Source organism: Micromonospora coerulea (assembly GCF_016598485.1).
Lineage (GTDB): Bacteria > Actinomycetota > Actinomycetes > Mycobacteriales > Micromonosporaceae > Micromonospora > Micromonospora coerulea.
The window spans coordinates 1-18241 of sequence record NZ_JAEMUW010000032.1 but is presented as its reverse complement, the minus strand read 5'-3'; the positions used below and the strand labels follow the sequence as shown (position 1 = coordinate 18241).

The window sequence follows — 18241 nt, the reverse complement described above, 5'->3', positions numbered from 1 at the left end:
CGGTCGGAGGTCCGTGATCGGCGCAGTGTCGCGCCCGGCGCCCGGCCCGCGGTGTACGGTGGCGCCGTCCGGCGGAGTCTCCGCACGGGCGGGCCGGTGGCCGCCAGGTCCGGACCGGTTTGCCGCCCGCGAAACCCGAAACGCGGCGGGCGCGTTACGTTGGACATCCGGACCGCCCTCGGTCCGGCCGGTGCAACACGCCCGAAACGGGCATGAGTGACACGGCCGGACGCCGGGCATTGGAGCAGGAGTGAGGTCGAAGAGAGACGTGCCGAGCAACGCTGGAACCACCCGTCTGGTCATCGTCGAGTCACCGGCGAAGGCCAAGACGATCTCGGGCTACCTCGGCCCGGGGTACGTCGTGGAGGCCAGCTTCGGCCACGTCCGGGACCTTCCCCGCAACGCCGCCGACGTGCCGGCCAAGTACAAGGGCGAGGCCTGGGCCCGACTCGGGGTGGACGTCGACAACGGCTTCCACGCTCTCTACGTGGTCTCCGCCGACCGCAAGCAGCAGATCAACAAGCTGGTGAAGCTGGCCAAGGAGGTCGACGAGATCTTCCTGGCGACGGACGAGGACCGCGAGGGCGAGGCGATCGCCTGGCACCTGGTGGAGACGCTCAAGCCCAAGGTGCCGGTCAGGCGGATGGTCTTCCACGAGATCACCAAGCCGGCGATCCAGGCCGCGGTGGCCAACCCGCGCGAGATCGACCGGGACCTGGTCGACGCGCAGGAGGCCCGGCGCATCCTCGACCGGCTGTACGGCTACGAGGTCTCCCCGGTGCTGTGGAAGAAGGTCATGCCGAAGCTCTCGGCGGGCCGGGTGCAGTCCGTGGCGACCCGGATCGTGGTCGAGCGGGAGCGCCAGCGGATGGCCTTCCGCACCGCCGAGTACTGGGACATCCTCGCCACCCTCGCGGTGGCGAACCCCGGCGAGGGGCCGCGCAACTTCAACGCCACGCTGATCGCCCTCAACGGGGACCGGATCGCCACCGGCAAGGACTTCGAGCCGACCACCGGTCGCGTCCGGGCCGGCGCCGGCGTCGTGCACCTCGACGAGAGCGGGGCCCGTGGGCTGGCCGCCCGGCTCCAGGGCCGGCAGTTCACCGTCACCCGGGTCGAGGAGAAGCCCTACCGGCGCCGCCCGTACGCGCCGTTCATCACCTCCACGCTCCAGCAGGAGGCGGCCCGCAAGCTCCGCCTCTCCTCGCAGCAGACGATGCGCACCGCGCAGCGGCTCTACGAAAACGGCTACATCACCTACATGCGTACCGACTCGGTGAACCTGTCGGAGACCGCCATCACGGCGGCCCGCCGGCAGATCGTCGAGCTGTACGGCGAGCGCAGCGTGCCGCCGGAGCCGCGCCGCTACACCGGCAAGGTGAAGAACGCGCAGGAGGCGCACGAGGCGATCCGCCCGGCGGGGGACAACTTCCGTACCCCGGGCGAGGTGGCCAAGGAGCTCTCCGCCGAGGAGTTCAAGCTCTACGAGCTGATCTGGCGGCGCACCATCGCCTCGCAGATGACCGACGCGGTCGGCTCCAGCGTCTCGGTGCGCATCCGCGCGGTCTCCGCCGCACAGGAGGAAGCCGACTTCGGCGCGACCGGCAAGACCATCACCGACCCGGGCTTCCTGCGCGCGTACGTCGAGTCCAGCGACGACGAGAACGCCGAGGCCGAGGACGCCGAGCGCCGGCTGCCCACGCTGGCCAAGGACCAGCCGCTGACCGCTGACGAGCTCGCCGCGCAGGGCCACCACACCCAGCCGCCGTCGCGCTACACGGAGGCCTCGCTGGTCAAGGCGCTGGAGGAGCTGGGCATCGGCCGCCCGTCGACGTACGCGTCGATCATGCAGACCATCCAGGACCGCGGCTACGTGACCAAGCGTGGCCAGGCGATGATCCCGACCTTCCTGGCGTTCGCGGTCATCGGACTGATGGAGCAGCACTACCCGCGCCTGATCGACTACGACTTCACCGCCAGCATGGAGAACGAGCTGGACGAGATCGCCGGCGGCGACCACGCCGCTGTCGACTTCCTCACCTCCTTCTACTTCGGCAGCACCAACGGCACCGGCGACCAGGCCATCGCCCACGCGGGCGGGCTGAAGAAGCTGGTCACCGAGAATCTCAGCGACATCGACGCGCGCAGCGTCAACTCGATCCCGCTCTTCACCGACGACGAGGGGCGCGAGGTCGTCGCGCGGGTCGGCCGGTTCGGGCCGTACCTGCAGCGGGCGCTGCCCGGCGAGCAGCCGGCCCCGAAGGTCGAGGGCGAGGAGGGCGGCGCTCAGGGTGACCGGGCGCCGATCCCGGAGGGACTGGCGCCGGACGAGCTGACCCCGGAGAAGGTGCACGAGCTGTTCCTCGGCGGCGCGGGCGAGCGCAAGCTCGGCGACGACCCGGCGACCGGCGAGCCGATCGTGCTCAAGTCCGGCCGGTTCGGCCCGTACGTGTCCAGCGGCGAGCGCAAGTCGTCGCTGCTGCGCTCCCAGACGCCCGACACCCTCACCTTCGACGAGGCGCTGAAGCTGCTCAGCCTGCCCCGGCTGATCGGGGTCGCCCCCGACGGGGTCGAGGTCTTCGCCAACAACGGCCGCTACGGCCCGTACGTCAAGCGCGGTGACGAGTTCCGCTCGCTGGACTCGGAAGAGAAGATGTTCACCGTCACGCTGGACGAGGCCCTCGCCCTGCTGGCCACCCCGAAGACCCGGCAGCGCCGGGCCGCCGCGCCCCCGCTGCGGGAGATGGGCAACGACCCGCTCACCGAGAAGCCGTTGGTGATCAAGGACGGCCGGTTCGGCCCGTACGTCACGGACGGGGAGACCAACGCGTCGCTGCGCCGCGCGCAGACCCCGGAGGCGCTGACCCTCGAGGAGGCCTCCGAGATGCTCGCCGAGAAGCGGGCGAAGGGGCCGGCCCCGAAGAAGAAGGCGGCCGCGAAGAAGGCGGCCCCGGCCAAGAAGTCGGCGGCGAAGAAGACCGCCGCCGCCACCAAGTCGACGGCCGCCAAGAAGACGACCACCGCCAAGGCCACCCCGGCCAAGAAGGCGGCCCCCAGGAAGGCCACCTCCACCACGGAGTGACGTTCTCCCGCTTGGAGATCTTGGAAGGAAACGGCCCGCTGAGGGGCCGAAGCCTTCCAAGATCTCTCCGTTTTCCACAGGGGCGGCGGCGGAGGGAGGCGGGTGGGCAGGGTGGGGGCATGGGTCTTCGTCGCGGGGCGTCGCTGCCGGCGCTGGGGCGGGCACTGCCGAATGAGGATGCCGACGAGCTGAGCTGGTTACTGTTCCGACAGGACGACGTGATCTCCCTCGGGCAGGCGTTGGACCATCTGTCCCGTAAGGCGATTCGGCACCGGGTGGCAACCGGTCGGTGGCGGCAGGTTCATCGCGCCGTTTTCGTGACCCACACCGGCCCGGTCAGTACGGTGCAGCGTCGCTGGGTCGCCGTGCTGGCAGCCGGGCCAATCGCGGTACTCGGTGGGCTCACCGCTCCGCAGGTGGCTGGTCTGCGGGGCTTCGGGAGCGGGGCCGTCCATCTGCTGGTGCCGGCCGCCTGCCGTCGCGGTCCACTGCCGCAGGGCGTTCGACTCCACCGCACCACGCACCTGCCCGACGAGGACGTGCTGGTGGTGGGACAACCGCGCCGAACGATGCCTGCCCGCTCGATCGTCGACGCCGCCCAGTGGGCAGCCAGCGATGGGGAGGCTCGCGCCGTCATCGCGGCGGCCTTTCAGCAGCGGCTCGTCGGCGGCGACGAGCTGCACCGTGTCCTGGACCGGATGCCGCGGCTCAGACGCCGGAGGTTGATCGCCTCCACCGTGACGGACGCCGCCGGTGGCGCCCACTCGCTCGGCGAACTCGAATTCCTCGACCTGGTCCGCCGCGCCGGCCTACCCGAGCCCACCCGGCAGAAGGTTCGGTACGACTCCGCCGGACGACGCCGGTACCTCGATGCCTACTTCGAGCCGTGGCAGGTGCACGTCGAGATCGACGGCGGCCAGCACCTCGACCCGGCGCATGCCTGGGCCGACATGCGTCGGCAGAACGCGCTCTGGATCGAGGGCGATCGGGTGCTCCGTTTTCCCAGCTGGGCGCTCCGCGCCCGGCCGACCGAGGTGATTGCCCAGCTCGGCGCCGCACTCCGCGCCGCTGGCTGGCCGGGCTGACCGCATCGGTCCGGATCTTGGAAGGGTTCGGCCCCGGTGAGGGCCGTTTCCTTCCAAGATCGGCGGGGGTCAGGAGCCGAGGACCTGGTCCAGGTAGGGGTTGGTGAAGAGGCGGGCGGGGTCCAGGCGGTCGCGGACCGTCAGGAAGTCGGCGAACCTCGGGTAGGCGGGCGCCAGCGAGGCCGCGTCGCGCCAGTGCAGTTTGCCCCAGTGGGGGCGGCCGCCCAGCTCGGTCGCCACCTGCTCGAACGCCCGGAAGTAGGGCTCGTACGGCATGCCGACGTACTGGTGGATGGCGAGGTACGTGGAGTCCCGCCCGTACCCGTGCGACAGCCAGATGTCGTCGGCGGCGGTGAACCGCACCTCGACGGGGAAGAGCACCTTGAACGGCAACCCGTCGACGATCCGCCGGAGCGCGTCGAGCGCGGTGGGCAGGACGGCGCGCGGCAGGGCGTACTCCATCTCCACGAAGCGGACCCGGCGCGGGGTGCAGAAGACCTGGTCGGAGCGGCCGGTGTAGGTGCGTTCGGTGAGCGCCCGCGCGGAGACCGCGCTGAGGCCCGGGGCCAGCGCGGGAACGGCGCGGCCGAGCCGGCAGGCCCCGGCGAAGACCGTGTTGGCCAGGAACTCGTCGTCCAGCCAACCGCGCCAGCGGGGCAGCGGCCGGTCGTCGGCGGGCGCCCGGTCGTTGGTCTTGACCTGCACCCGGGAGGTGTACGGGAACCAGTAGAACTCGACGTGGTCGTGCCCGTCGACGAGGGCCGGCAGCTCGGCGAGCACCGCGTCCAGCGGGGCCGGGCGCTCGTGCGCGCGGAGCACGAAGGCGTCGACGCAGCGCAGGGTGACCTCGGCCAGCACGCCGACCGCGCCGAGACCGACCCGGGCGGCGGCGAAGACGTCCCGGTGCTCGTCGGCGGAGCAGCGCAGCACCTCGCCGGTGCCGGTGACCAGGGTCAGCGCGGTGACGAAGGTGGAGAGGCAGCCGAGTCGCGCGCCGGTGCCGTGGGTGCCGGTGGAGAGCGCCCCGGCGACGGTCTGGGCGTCGATGTCGCCCAGGTTGGGTAGGGCCAGGCCGTGGCGGGCGAGCAGGTCGTTGAGGGCGTGCAGGGTCATCCCGGCCGGCACGGTGACCAGCCGTCGGGCGGTGTCGACGGTGACCTCGGTGTCCAGGTCGGCCAGGTCGAGGCGGACGGAGTCGGTGCGGGCGGCGCCGGTGAACGAGTGCCCGCTGCCCACCGGCCGGATCGTCCGGCCCGCCTCGGCGGCGGCATGGACCGCGGCCACCAGGTCTGGAATGGTGCGGGGGCGCACCACGAGCGCTGCCGTGCTGTGCTGATTGCCGGCCCAGTTGGTCCAGGCGGCTGGCGTACCGGGCATGGGCGCTCCTAGACATGAATATGAACTGACTTCATATCAGGAACGTTGTGCCTGGTAAATACCGCAATCGGGGCCCGTTCGTTGTACCGGTAGTCACGGTCTCGTGACTTGCAGATATGTTCATCCGTCGAAGGGGGGTGGCGAGTGTCCACACCAGCCGCCACGACCGGGCCGCTGCGCCGCGTACCGGTGCAGGGTCGAAGTGTCGCGCGGGTCCAGCGAATGCTGGATGCCTGTGCCGAGCTCGTCGACGAGGTGGGGTACGAGGGACTGACCACGACCCTGCTCGCCGAGCGCGCCGAGGTGGCGATCGGATCGGTCTATCAGTTCTTTCCGGACAAGCGGGCGATCGTGCAGGCGCTGACCCTGCGCACGATGGAGTCCTACCTCCAGCGGCTCGACGAGCGATTCGCCTCCGACGACCTGACCCACTGGTGGGACGGCGTCGACGCGGGCATCGACGAGTACATCACGATGCACCGTACGGTCCCGGGCTTTCGTACCCTGCACTTCGGCGACGTGGTCGACCTGCACCTGCTCGATGAGCAGCGGGACAACAACGGCGTGATCGCCGACCAGTTGGCCCGGGTGCTGAGCGAGCGCTTCGGCCTCGAGGCGCCCGATCTCCGGTTCCACCTGGAGATCGCGGTGGAGGCGGCCGACGCCCTGATCAAGCTGGCGTTCCGCCGCCAGCCGGAGGGCGACGAGCGGGTGCTGGCCGAGGCGAAGGCGCTGATCCGGGAGTACCTGCACCGCCAGGTCGACGACCGGACCGAGGCCGCGCAACCGAGCTGAACAGGCCCGCCGCCGGTCCGCGGTGCGTCGGGCGGCGGGGCGGGGGCATCCGGGGCGCGACCGGGATGCCGAACGACACGAGCGGGAACCCGGGTGCGACCGGGCGGCACGACAGCAGGAAAACCCGGGTGCGACCGGGCGGCACGACCAAGACGTGACCGGGGTGCGACCGGTGGCAGGGCAGGAACCGTCCGGGTGCGAACGGGCGGCAGGATCGGCGCAGAGGGTCGGGTCAGAGGAACGCCCGGCCCTCACCCCGGTACGTGGGCACGGTCGCGACCACGGCGTCGCCGTCCACCAGATGCAGCTCATTGACGTGCTCGCAAAGCTCGCCGGCCTTCGCGTGCCGGAACCAGACCCGGTCGCCCACCCGCAGGGTGGCCGCCGCCGCGCCGGTCAGCGGGGTCTGCACCTCGCCGGCCCCCTCCGGGCCGAGCAGCTTCAGCCCCGCCGGCAGCCACGGGCGGGGAAGCCGGCTGCCGGCGGCGGGGCCGGAGGCGATCCAGCCGCCGCCGAGCACGGTGGCCAGGCCGGGCGCCGGTCGGCGGACCACCGCGCAGGCGAAGAAGGCCGCCGGGGTGGGGCGCCAGGCCCGGTACGCGTCGAAGAGGGTGGGCCCGTACAGCCCTGATCCCGCGGTGACCTCGGTGACCGCGGGGTCGGCACTGGTCGCGGCCACGCTGCCGGTGCCGCCGCCGTTGACGAACTCCAGGTCGGCGTGCTCGCGGACCGCGGCGACCGCCGCCGCGCGGCGGGCCAGCAGCTCGCGGTACGAACCGCGCTGGGCGACCCGGATCGCCGTACCCAGCACGGCCTGCCCGGGCGGGGCGTCGCCCAGGCCGGCGATCTGCGCCTCGTACGACATCAGGCCGACCAGCCGGAAGCCCTGCCGGCCGGCGACGGCGGCGGCCAGGGCGCCGGCGGCCCGGGCGCTGTGCACCGGGGAGCGGCGGACGCCGACGTGCACCCGCCCGCCCAGTGGTCGCCAGGAGGCGTCCAGTTCGAGGCAGACCCGCAGGGCCGGCCGGCGCGCGGGCGGGCACACCTCGTCGACCAGGTCGAGCTGCTCGGTCCCGTCGACCATCAGCGTCACGGCGTCGGCGAGCGCCGGGTCGTTCGCCAGCTCGGCGAGACCACCCCGGTCGGCCGTGGGGTACGCCACCAGCACGTCGGTCGAGATCCCGGTCCGGACCAGCCAGCTCGCTTCGGGGAGAGTGAAGGCCATCACCCCCCGCCAGCCGGGCCGACCCAGCGCCCGGGTCAGCAGGTCCCGGGACCGGACCGACTTGCTGGCGACCCGGACGGGCTTGCCGCCGGCCCGCTCGGCCAGCGCGGTCGCGTTGGCGTCGAACGCGGCGAGGTCGACCACCGCGTACGGCGGGTCGAGGTGCGCGGTCGCGCGATCCAGGCGGTCGCGAAGTTTGTCGCTTTCAGTGGCCACGTCTGCACGCTAACTGTCTGGGCGTCAATGCGAAATACCCTCGCGTCTGTCCGGGCTGCGCGCGACGGCGAAAGCGGCCTAGGCTCGGCGAGCAGGAGAATGTCGCGGGCGGGGGCACTCCCCGCCGGGACTAGAGTGTTCCACCGGGGATGCCCAGCTCTGGGCCGGCACGTGGAGGTACGGCCATCAAAAGCCAGCAGAACGGCGAGTCGTCCGGCGTGTCGTCGCCCGGTGACCAGACCGACCGGTCCGGCGCCGCCGCGATCCGCTCGGTGCTGCGCATCCGGCCGTTCCGCCGGCTGTGGATCGTGCTCGGGGTCGCCTCCTTCGGCGACTGGCTCGGACTGCTCGCCACCTCCGTCTTCGCCGCCGCCCAGGTGTCCGGCAGCACCGCGCAGGGTGCCGCGTTCGGTGGCGTCATCGCGGTCCGGCTGCTGCCGGCGCTGGTGCTCGGGCCGGTGGCGGGCGTCTTCGCCGACCGGTTCGACCGGCGCTGGACGATGGTCATCTGCGACGTGCTGCGGTTCGTGCTCTTCGCCTCGATCCCGCTCTACGCCCTCACCGGGGCCAGTGGCGGGCTGGTGGTCACCTGGGCGGCGATCGCCACCTTCCTGATCGAGACGATCACCCTGCTGTGGATCCCGGCCAAGGAGGCCGCGGTCCCGAACCTGATCCCGCGCGCCCGGCTGGAGACCGCGAACCAGCTCACCCTGATCACCACGTACGGCCTGACCCCGGTGGCCGCCGCGATCGGCCTGGCGGTGCTCGACCGCAGCGTGCGCGGGCTGGCCGGGGGTGAGATGCCCGGCTGGGCCGAACCGGCTCAGCTCGCCCTCTGGTTCAACGCGTTCTCCCGGCTGGCCACCGCGCTGGTGGTGGCGTTCGGCATCAAGGAGATCAGCCAGCGCCAGGCCGACGAGCGGGTGCACGCCGAGCAGAGCATGTTCCGCCAGTTCACCGAGGGCTGGCGGTACATCGGGCAGACCCGGCTGGTGCGCGGCCTGGTGCTCGGCATCTTCGGCGCGTTCGCCGGCGGCGGCATCGTGGTCGGCACGGCCAAGTTCTTCTCCGCCTCGCTCGGCGCCGGCGACGCCGCCTTCTTCCTGCTCTTCGGCGCCATCTTCGTCGGCCTGGCGGTCGGTATCGGGCTCGGCCCGATGATCGTCCGGGACATGTCCCGGCGCCGCTGGTTCGGCATGAGCATCGTGCTGGCGAGCGCCTCCGTGCTGGTGCTCGCCTTCGCCATCCACCTGTCGATGGCGATCCTCGGCGCGATCCTGGTCGGCGCGGGCGCCGGGATGGCCTTTCTCGCCGGCACCACGCTGCTCGGCGGCGAGGTCGCCGACGAGGTGCGCGGCCGGGTCTTCGCGGTGGTGCAGATCGGCACCCGGCTGGTGCTGATCCTGGCGATCGCGCTGAGCAGCCTGCTGGTGGGCGTCGGCGGCTCGCGCAAGCTGACCATCGCCGACCTGGGCGTCTCCGTCTCCTCGACCCGGCTGCTGCTGCTCGTCGCCGGCGTCGCCGGCATCTTCGCCGGGATCAGCGCCTTCGGTCAGATGGACGACAAGAAGGGCGTGCCGGTCCTGGCCGACCTCTGGGGTTCGATCCGGGGCCGCCCGCTGATGCCGGCCGAGCCCTTCGTCTCCACCGGTCTCTTCGTGGTCTTCGAGGGCGGCGAGGGCGCCGGCAAGTCCACCCAGCTCGCCGCGCTCGCCGAGCGGCTGCGCGGGCAGGGCCGGGACGTGGTGGTGACCCGGGAGCCGGGCGCCACCGGCGTCGGCGAGCGGATCCGCTCGCTGGTGCTGGACACCGTCGGCGCGGACGCGCCGTCGCCGCGCGCCGAGGCGCTGCTCTACGCCGCGGACCGGGCCCACCACGTGGCCACCGTGGTCCGGCCGGCGCTGGTCCGGGGCGCGGTGGTGATCAGCGACCGGTACGTCGACTCGTCCCTGGCCTACCAGGGTGCCGGCCGGACGCTGCCGGTGGAGGAGGTCTCCTGGCTCTCCTCGTGGGCCACCGGCGGGCTCAAGCCCGACCTGGTGGTCCTCCTCGACGTCGACCCGCGCACCGGTCTGTCCCGGGTCGAGTCCCGCCGGCAGGGCGCCGACCGGCTGGAGGCCGAGTCGGTCGCCTTCCACGAGCGGGTCCGGTACGCCTTCCTCGACCTGGCCGCCGCCGACCCCAAGCGCTACCTGGTGCTCGACGCGTCCCGCCCGGCTGAGGAGATCGCCGCAGCGGTGGGCCGGCGGGTGGACGAGTTCCTGGTCAATCCGGCCGCCATCGTGCACCCGCGCCCGGCGCACGGCCCCGACACCACGGTCCAGCCGGAGTTATCCGACGCGGAGCTGGTGACGATGGAGCATCCCACCTGATGTCGGACGTCTTCGCCGACCTGGTCGGCCAGGACGAGGCCGTCGACACGCTGCGCCGCGCCGCCGCCTCGGCCGCCGCGCAGCTGCGGGCCGCCGCGGCCGGTCCCGCCGCCGCGGCCGAGCCCGACGAGCGGGACGCCGACGCCGGCGGGGAACCGGCCGGGCCGGGGCGGGACCCGGGGGCGGGGATGACCCACGCGTGGATCTTCACCGGACCGCCCGGCTCAGGTCGCTCGGTGGCCGCGCGGGCCTTCGCCGCCGCGCTGCAGTGCGTCCACGGCACGGGGTGCGGCGCGTGCCCGGGCTGCCACACCACGATGACCGGCACCCACGCCGACGTGCGCCTGGTGGTGCCGGACGGGCTCTCCATCGGGGTCAACGACATGCGCGCGCTGGTGCTCCGGGCGGCCAGCACCCCGTCCGGCGGGCGGTGGCAGGTGGTCATCATCGAAGACGCCGACCGGCTCACCGAGGCGGCCGGCAACGCCCTGCTCAAGGCCATCGAGGAACCGCCGCCCCGGACGGTCTTCCTGCTCTGCGCCCCGTCCACCCACCCGGACGACATCTCGGTGACCATCCGGTCGCGGTGTCGGGTCGTACCGCTGCGGCAGCCGGCGGCCGCCGCGGTGGCCGAGGTGCTGGTCCGCCGGGACGGCATCGCCCCCGACGTCGCGGGCTGGGCGGCGGCGGCCGCGCAGGGGCACGTGGGCCGGGCCCGGCGGCTGGCCCGTGACCCGGAGGCCCGGCAGCGCCGCGACGCGGTGCTCGCGGTGCCGCGCCGGCTGACCGGGGTCGGCGCGGCCTTCGACGCCGCCTCCGCGCTGATCGAGGCGGCCGAGGCGGAGGCCGCCGCCTCGGTCACCGAGGTCGACGAGACGGAACGGGCGGCGTTGCAGACCGCGCTCGGCGGGGGCGGCACCGGACGGGGCGCGGCCGGTGCGCTGCGCGGCGCCGCCGGCCAGCTCAAGGACCTGGAGAAGCGGCAGAAGTCGCGGGCCACCCGGGGCCAGCGCGATGCCCTGGACCGGGCCCTGGTCGATCTGGCGGGGTTCTACCGGGATGCGCTGACCATGGCGCTGCGCGCGCCGGTCGCGCCGGTGCACACCGACACCGCCGCGCTGGCCGCGGCGGGTGCACAGAAATGGAACGCCGAGGGTGCGCTGCGCCGGCTGGAGGCCGTGCTGGAGTGCCGGGCGGCGATCGAGGCGAACGTCAAGCCGCGGATCGCGGTCGAGGCGATGATGCTCGCCCTCTGGAAGGGTTGACACCCCTTCCGTTCATCCACAGGCAATCGACAGGCGCGATTGCCGTGCGGTACGGTCCGGTGTGCCGTGGTGACGGTGACGGCACGCTCAGTGAGGGTCCGCCGGGAGGAGTCCGCCGATGCCACGGGGCGAGATCGACGAGGCCTGGATCGAGGAGGCGGTGCGGCGGTACCGCCGCATCGAGTCCCTGCAGGCCGAGTTCGACCAGGCGGTGGCCACGGTCGAGGTGACCGTCCGGTCGCCGGACGGGCTGGTCGAGGTGGTGGTGACCGCCGGCGGACGGATCACCGACGTGCGCTTCCTCGGCCCGCTGCACACCCGCCACCCGCGGGACGTCGCCGGCTCGGTGCAGGCCGCGGTGACCGCCGCCGCCGACGCGGCCCAGTGGGCCCGGGAAAAGCTGCACAACGAGACCTTCGCGGCGTACCGGCCGCTCGCGGGGGCCTGACATGGACACCCTGCACGCCCTCGCCGCCCGGCTGGACGAGGCGAGCGCCACCCTGGCCAGCCTCGCCCACGCCGTCACCGCCAGCGACCCGGCCCACCCGGCCTTCGGGACCCACGCGTCCGGCCGCCCGGGCGAGATCGGCCGTGCCCTGCACCGGCAGTGGACCGCCGCCACCGAGGACCGGGCCCGGGAGGCCGGGGCCGCCGCCGCCCGGCTGGCCGCCGCGGCGGCCGCGCTGCGCAGCGCCGCCGACCGGTACGCCGCCGTCGACGAGGCCGCCCGGCGGCGGCTCACCCGGGAGGCGTGATGGACGCCCTGGACCGCCTCGCCCAGCCCGGCCTCGACCTGCTCGCCCGGGTGGACACGCTGCTCGCCGCCGGCGTGCCGGACGGGCACCGGCTCTGGCCACTGCTGCGCCGGATGCGGGTGCTTCCCGGCGACGGGGTGCGCGAGTTCCTCGACCTGCATCCCGCGCCGCTGGCGGCCGCCGGGCACGCGGTGCGCCGGCTCGTCCGGGCGTACGACGACGCCTGCGCCACGCTGACCGACCCGGTCGCCTGGTCCGGGCCGGCCGCCTCGGCGTACGACGAGGCGCGCGGCACCCTGCTCCGGCACCTCGACGAGGGACCGGAGAGCCTGGTGGGGCGGCTCGAGTCGACCGGCGGCTACGCCGACGCCCTCGCCGACTGGGTGGAGGGAAGCCGGCTCGCCCTGGCCCGGGCCCTGGCCGACGTGCTGCGCTCCGCCGAGGCCGTCACGGTGGTCGCCGCCATCCCGACCGGTGGCGAGGCCGGCCGTGCCGGGGCGGCGTACGCGGCGGCGGAGATCGGGACTCGGGTGCTGGCGGTCCTCGGCGTGGCGTACGACGGCGCGGAGACGCTGCTGCGGCAGTGGTCGCCGAGCCTGGCCGAGACGACCTGGCGGGAGAACACGGTCACCGCGCCCCGGCCCGGCGGGACGACCCGGATCGGCCGCTGAGCCGGTCCGGTGGGGCGGAAGCCGCGTGCCGGGCCACGACGTCGCGCACCGGGCCGGCGTGCCCGGGCTCCGGCGGCGACGCCGTGGCCTTCCCCTGCACCCCCCGCAGGTCTGCCTTCACTCAACGCTGTCGGCCGGCGTTTGTCCCCGGTGTCGGCCGGGATTCAACCGTCCGGGCGAGGATCATCGGCACGTCGGGAGGGGAGCGGATCGGTCGAGTCGACGATCGTGGATCGCTGCGCGGCGTGACCGCCCGGCGACGCCCGGCCGGGCCCGGAGGGTCGCCGCGTCGTAGGGTGAGACGTATGGGCATGCTCTGCGCGGTCAGCTTCAACCGGTACGGGCGCCTCTACTACCTGGATCCGGGCGAGCTGCGCCCGCAGGTGGGCGACCGGGTGCTGGTGCCCACCGACGACGGGCCCGAGGTAGCGGAGTGCGTCTGGGCCGCGCAGTGGGTCAGCGAGGACACCGACGGCTTCCCCAAGCTGGTCGGGCTGGCCGAGGACGCAGACCTGCGCCGCGACGAGCTGCTGCGGCGGCGCAAGGCCGAGGCGAAGGTCGCCGCCAAGCGGCTCATCCGCGAGCACGGCCTGCCGATGAAGGTGGTGGCGGTCGACCACGTGCTGGGCGCGCCGGATACCGGCAGCGACCGGACCACCATCTACTTCACCGCACCGCACCGGGTGGACTTCCGCTCGCTGGTCCGCGACCTCGGGGCGACCCTGCGCTGCCGGGTGGAGCTGCGGCAGCTCTCGGCCCGGGACTCCGCTCGGGTGCAGGGCGGGATCGGCTCCTGCGGCCGCGACCTGTGCTGCGCGACCTTTCTCAACGACTTCGAGCCGGTCACCATCAGGATGGCCAAGGACCAGGACCTGCCGCTCAACCCGCTGCGGATCTCCGGCGCGTGCGGCCGGCTGATGTGCTGCCTCAAGTACGAGCACCCGCTCTACCAGCGGTTCCAGGAGTCCGCACCGGCGATCGGCAGCCGAGTCAGCACGCCGGAGGGGGACGGCAAGGTCGTCGGTCACAGCGTCCCGAAAGACTCGGTCACCGTCCGCCTGGACGCCGACGGCTCCCGCTGCTCATGCAGCCGAGCCTCCGTCTGCGCCCCCCGCCAGGCCCACGACCAGCACTACACCGCCTGACCCCCACCCTCCCTCCCCCGGGCCCGGCGTCAGGTGAGGGTGATGGGGGGTTCGGCCAGGCGGGGAGTGATCGGCGCCTTGGGGGTCAGCCAGGAGGCGGTGGGGGACTGGTCGGGGTTGAGTTCCCAGGCATGGGAGACCTCGTCCAGGGCGATGGGGTAGACGGTGAGGGTGCCGTCGGGGTCGATGCGCATCCGCAGGAAGCACTTCGAGTCCTCGATGCCCTGGCCGGCGAAGAGTTCGTTGACGTTCACCCCGAACGCCCCCGCCACCAGCAGATACAGCGCCACCACCTGGCTGGACACCAGACCGATCACCGGACCGTAGACGACCGCCGCGGCGACCACCGGCAGCGGCCACGGCCAGTCGTACAGGGGCAGTTGCAGCCAGGCCCAGGTGCCCGCGGCGGCCAGCGCGACGTGCGCCAGACCGTGGCCGACGCCGAGCATCCAGTGCCGGGCGTGCCGCTTCCCGCCCGCAGCCGGCGGCTTGGCGAAGAACGCCGCGCTGAGCACCGTGACCAGCAGCATGATCACCAGCGGCACGCTGAACAGCCGCTGCTCGGTCGTGCCCGACCGGTTCGTCGCCACCCCGGCCATGGCCAGCATCAGCAGCGTGTGCATGGTGCCGAGCAGGGTGGTGAAGCCCGGGTTGCGGAACGGCAGCCGGGCGAAGATGCCCCAGCCGTACCGCCGGGAGCGGGCCCGGTCGGGATAGCGCGCCGCCAGGTCGTACGGGCGGGTGCGGCTGGACCGCCGGGCCAGCGTGTCCCGCGGGGGCACCTCCAGCCGCTCCGGCAGCTGGTGCGTCGGGTACAGGTAGGCGCCGCCGCCACCACAGGTGATCAGCTGCCGCTCCGGGCCGGCGTAGCGGGCGTAGTGGTGCAGGTCCCCGGAGACGAGCAGCCGCACCTGGGCCCCGGTGGGCGCGATGATCGTCCGGATGAAGTAGTCGATCGAGTCGTACGCGGTCGGATGGTCCACGGCCTTGACCCAGGTCGGCGCCGGCACCGCCAAAATCACCCGCGACCGGGGGGTGAGCTTGCGGGCCACCTCGTCGAAGTAGGTGAGCTGCGGGTCGTCCAGGTACGACCCGGACTGGTCGTCGAGGCCGAGCAGCCACCAGTCCGCGGGCAACTCCACCGCGAAGTACGACCGGGACTGGCCGGTGCCCCAGCCACCGAAATGCCGGTCCCGGGACCGGACGAACAGCCGCAAAAAGGCGGTGAGGCCGTCGTACCAGTCATGGTTGCCTGGCACCGCGAAGAGCGTCGGCCGCTCGGGCGGGGCCAGCGGTAGCGCGGCCTGGTACGGCCCCTTGCACCGGTCCTCGTACGCCTCGTACGACGCCGACGGGTAGACCTGGTCGCCGCCCATCACCAGGGTCTGCGCCCGGGGCAGCCGGTGCCCGTCCACCACCAGCTCCGGCTGGGCCAGCAGGTAGGCCACCGAGTACGTCGCGTCGAAGCCGTCGCCCAGGTCGGCCACGTAGTCCAACCAGAGCCCGCCGTCCGGACCGACCTGGCGGAAGATCCCGTCGCCGAACGCGTTCTGCAGCTCCCGCTTGTCCAGGTACGCCCCGAACAGCATCGCCAGCAGCGTCCGGATGCCCGTGCTGATCAACAGGAACGGCGCCAGCCACGGCACCGGCTTGCGCGGGGTGAAGCCCAGCTCCAGCGGATCGGCGCTGCGCGGCCGGCGGGCCGCCCGCTCGCCCGGGTGCGCCTCGGGGATCGGCTGCTGCTCCGGTACGTGATCGTCGCTCACCCGCCGCAGGGTAGTCCCGAGCCGGGGCGAGCGCTGTCCGGCGAACGACCGAACCTCCCTCGATGTCCGGATCCCGGTCCCGGGGGATGCCGTTCGGCCTGGCCCGAGGATGTGCCGTACACTTGACGATCGTTGCCGCCTTAGCTCAGTCGGCTAGAGCGACGCACTCGTAATGCGTAGGTCGACGGTTCGATTCCGTCAGGCGGCTCGGTACAGAAGCCCAGGTCAACGGCCTGGGCTTCGCCGTTTTCCGAGGTCGACAACCTCGCCTACGGCCGTGCCAGTCCGCAAATAGTCCGCATCCCGCGCCGCGACCGCTTCGTCCAGCCGGTTGGCAACGGCGTCCAGGTCGTCACCGAACAGCCCCGCGTACACGTCGAGCGTCATCGACGCCGAGGCGTGCCCGAGCATCCGCTGCACCGCCTTGACGTTGGCGCCCGCCGCCACGGCCAGACTTGCCGCCGTGTGCCGGAGGTCGTGCGGAGTCAGCCCGGCCAGCCCGGTCGACGCCGCCGCCGGCGCGAAGACCCGCGACCGGAAGTTGGTATTACGCAGTGGCCCGCCGTTCGGCGCGGTGAACACCAGCGCGTCCCGACGCTTCCCGGCGACGTGCGCGGCTAGCTCGTCGACGAGGAAGCGCGGAATCGGCACCGACCGGCGCTGGTGGTTCTTCGGCGTCCCCTCGACCAGCTCCCCGCCAACCTCCGCGAACGCCACGGCCACCGTCACCCGACGCCGCAGCAGATCCAGCCGCGACACCCGCAGCGCGGATGCCTCACCCCACCGCAGCCCGGTGTAGGCCAGGAACCGCACGAGCAGCCCGTACCGCCCGCACGCCTCCGCGAGCCTCGCCACCTGGTCGTGGTCGAGGAACACCGGCTCTTCCCGCACCACCCGAGGCAGCCGCACACCCTCTGCCGGATTCCGAGACATACGACCGTCCCGCACGGCGTGGGCCAGGGCCAGCGACAGCACCCGATGCGCGTACCGGACCGTTGCCGGCGCGAGTCCGGACGCGGTGAGCCGCTGAACCCAGGCCGCCACCTCCGCGTACGAGACTGCCGAAAGCGGGATGCCCTCCCATGTCGGAAGGATCTGCCGACGTAGTGCCAGCTCATACCGGGCGCGAGTCGACGGCTTGAGCTGCACTTGAGCGGCCATCCATTGCCCGGCCCAGGCGCCCACCGTCACTCGTGCCCGAGCCGGGTCGATCCAGTCACCACGAGAGACGGCCGCCTTGGCAGACGCCTCCCACCGCTCCGCGTCTGACTTGCGGTCGAAGTGCCGAGCTATCTCCTTGCCGGAGGCGTCCCGGACCCGCGCCCGCCACTTCCGATTCGGTCGCTTCTTTACGCTCACGGGCTACCCCGCCTGCTTCGCGAGCCAGGCCCGCACGTCGGCCGGGTCATAGCGCAGGTGCCGGCCGATCCGAGAGGCCCGCGGCCCGATTCGGCGGTACCGCCACTGATAGAGGGTGCTCACTGGCACGCCGAGGAAGGTCGACACGTCCAGAGCCGTCCACAGCGGTTCGATGGTCCGGGCCTTCATGCTGCTCCCTCCTGGGTCGTGGCGGTTGCCGAAACATCGGGTGGTGGCTGGTTGCGTCTCGCGGCGTCGAGCTGGGCGCGCCATTGGATGCGCTCGGATATCGCCCGGAGGACCCGGTGGCCGAGGGGCGCAACGTCGGGGTCGGTGGGCTTGGCGAGTTCCCAGGCGTGCCGCTGCTCCCCGCCGGCCGGGGCGGTGTCGGCGGCGGTGGTGACGCCCAGGAGCGCCTTGACCCACTCGCGGCGGTCGGCCCGGTGGTCGGTGAGGGTTTTGCCGGACCACTGCCGGGAGATGAGGACGCGTCGGCCGCCGATGCCGAGGGTTTCCCGCTTGTGGACCTTGTTCTTGCAGTTGCCCGGCCGCAAGCCTGGTCGGGCCTTCTTGGGTTGCACGCCGTAGAGCAGCCAGTTGGCGCACCGCTCAGAGCAGGGCGTGTGCCGCAGTTCCTGCCAGAGCCGTTCCAGGTGCGCGCGCTGCCGGCTGGTGGTCACGTCGTGGCAGTCGGCGGCCTGCTTGGTCAGGTACTTGGTGATGTAGCCGACGCACCGGTCGGCGTCCTTGGTGCCGGCGAGCACGCCCTTGGCGTCGACCTGGACGCCGAAGCGGACGACGTGCACGGGATCAGCGTCGGGGTCGGCGTCGACCAGGTCCAGGGCGTCATCCCAGGACGGCAGGAGCCGGCCGGTGGTGGGGTCGGTGTAGCAGGCGGCGTCGGCGTCCCACTGCGGCGCGGTGGCCGGTTCGTAGACCCGCTGCTCGACGGACGGCCACCACACCTGGTGATATGTCGCGGCGGCGACCTGCCGCACCAGCGCCCGGGGGATGGTGCCCCGGATGGCGAAGTGCGCGTGCGGAGCCAGCCGGCGCTGCGGCTCGACGGCCCCGGCGTATTGGACGTTCCAGCCGACCGCCCGGCGCAGGTTCTGCCAGAACCGGTCA

The 18241-nt window shown here is 73.0% G+C and carries 15 protein-coding genes and 1 tRNA gene; 10 read left to right on the top strand and 6 right to left on the bottom strand.

From position 1 onward, the window contains the following. Positions 1–268 precede the first annotated feature (268 nt). Entirely contained in the window at positions 269–3082 is a 2814-nt protein-coding gene (gene topA, locus I8N68_RS28305; protein ID WP_200215634.1) for a type I DNA topoisomerase, read from the top strand. Between the two features lie 119 nt (positions 3083–3201). Further along, entirely contained in the window at positions 3202–4167 is a 966-nt protein-coding gene (locus tag I8N68_RS28300; protein ID WP_234040754.1) for a PDDEXK family nuclease, read from the top strand. A 69-nt stretch (positions 4168–4236) separates the two neighbouring features. Here I8N68_RS28300 and I8N68_RS28295 read toward each other — a convergent pair whose 3' ends face one another. Beyond that, entirely contained in the window at positions 4237–5544 is a 1308-nt protein-coding gene (locus tag I8N68_RS28295; protein WP_200215578.1) for a D-arabinono-1,4-lactone oxidase, read from the bottom strand. 222 nt (positions 5545–5766) lie between these two features. Between I8N68_RS28295 and I8N68_RS28290 the strand changes: the two genes are divergently transcribed. Continuing rightward, positions 5767–6339 (top strand): TetR/AcrR family transcriptional regulator, encoded by a 573-nt coding sequence (locus I8N68_RS28290; RefSeq protein ID WP_200215630.1) that lies wholly within the window; start codon positions 5767–5769, stop codon positions 6337–6339. Between the two features lie 232 nt (positions 6340–6571). Here the strand turns inward: I8N68_RS28290 and I8N68_RS28285 are convergent, their stop codons facing one another. Continuing rightward, complete coding sequence (locus I8N68_RS28285) at positions 6572–7780, bottom strand: amino acid deaminase/aldolase (RefSeq protein ID WP_200215569.1); 1209 nt, start codon at positions 7778–7780, stop codon at positions 6572–6574. 218 nt (positions 7781–7998) lie between these two features. Here I8N68_RS28285 and tmk point away from each other — a divergent pair, with 218 nt between their 5' ends. From tmk to I8N68_RS28255, 6 genes are all read left to right on the top strand, one after another. After that, complete coding sequence (tmk, locus tag I8N68_RS28280; protein ID WP_307813007.1) at positions 7999–10152, top strand: dTMP kinase; 2154 nt, start codon at positions 7999–8001, stop codon at positions 10150–10152. Continuing rightward, on the top strand, positions 10152–11417 hold the full coding sequence (locus tag I8N68_RS28275; RefSeq protein WP_200215565.1) for a DNA polymerase III subunit delta': 1266 nt from the start codon (positions 10152–10154) through the stop codon (positions 11415–11417). Before tmk ends, I8N68_RS28275 begins: the two co-directional genes overlap by 1 nt. Positions 11418–11535: 118 nt before the next feature. Next, positions 11536–11865, top strand: a complete 330-nt coding sequence (locus I8N68_RS28270; RefSeq protein WP_200215563.1) for a YbaB/EbfC family nucleoid-associated protein — start codon at positions 11536–11538, stop codon at positions 11863–11865. Between the two features lies 1 nt (position 11866). Beyond that, a complete protein-coding gene (locus I8N68_RS28265; RefSeq protein WP_200215561.1) occupies positions 11867–12172 on the top strand; it encodes a type VII secretion target in 306 nt (101 codons plus the stop codon). After that, on the top strand, positions 12172–12843 hold the full coding sequence (locus tag I8N68_RS28260; RefSeq protein ID WP_200215558.1) for a hypothetical protein: 672 nt from the start codon (positions 12172–12174) through the stop codon (positions 12841–12843). The genes I8N68_RS28265 and I8N68_RS28260 overlap by 1 nt, the downstream gene beginning before the upstream one ends. Before the next feature lie 305 nt (positions 12844–13148). After that, positions 13149–13988, top strand: coding sequence for a PSP1 domain-containing protein (locus I8N68_RS28255; protein WP_200215556.1), 840 nt, complete (start codon positions 13149–13151; stop codon positions 13986–13988). 29 nt (positions 13989–14017) lie between these two features. Here the strand turns inward: I8N68_RS28255 and I8N68_RS28250 are convergent, their stop codons facing one another. Continuing rightward, positions 14018–15754 (bottom strand): metallophosphoesterase family protein, encoded by a 1737-nt coding sequence (locus tag I8N68_RS28250; protein ID WP_200215554.1) that lies wholly within the window; start codon positions 15752–15754, stop codon positions 14018–14020. Between the two features lie 134 nt (positions 15755–15888). Here I8N68_RS28250 and I8N68_RS28245 point away from each other — a divergent pair. After that, a tRNA-Thr gene (locus I8N68_RS28245) sits at positions 15889–15962 on the top strand. Between the two features lie 17 nt (positions 15963–15979). Here the strand turns inward: I8N68_RS28245 and I8N68_RS28240 are convergent. From I8N68_RS28240 to I8N68_RS28230, 3 genes are all read right to left on the bottom strand, one after another. Next, on the bottom strand, positions 15980–16798 hold the full coding sequence (locus I8N68_RS28240) for a tyrosine-type recombinase/integrase (RefSeq protein WP_200215551.1): 819 nt from the start codon (positions 16796–16798) through the stop codon (positions 15980–15982). Positions 16799–17116: 318 nt separating this feature from the next. Further along, complete coding sequence (locus I8N68_RS28235; protein ID WP_200215548.1) at positions 17117–17302, bottom strand: helix-turn-helix transcriptional regulator; 186 nt, start codon at positions 17300–17302, stop codon at positions 17117–17119. Continuing rightward, a partial coding sequence (locus I8N68_RS28230; RefSeq protein ID WP_372433877.1) for a replication initiator occupies positions 17299–18241 on the bottom strand: 943 nt, incomplete at its 5' end. The genes I8N68_RS28235 and I8N68_RS28230, both read right to left, overlap by 4 nt.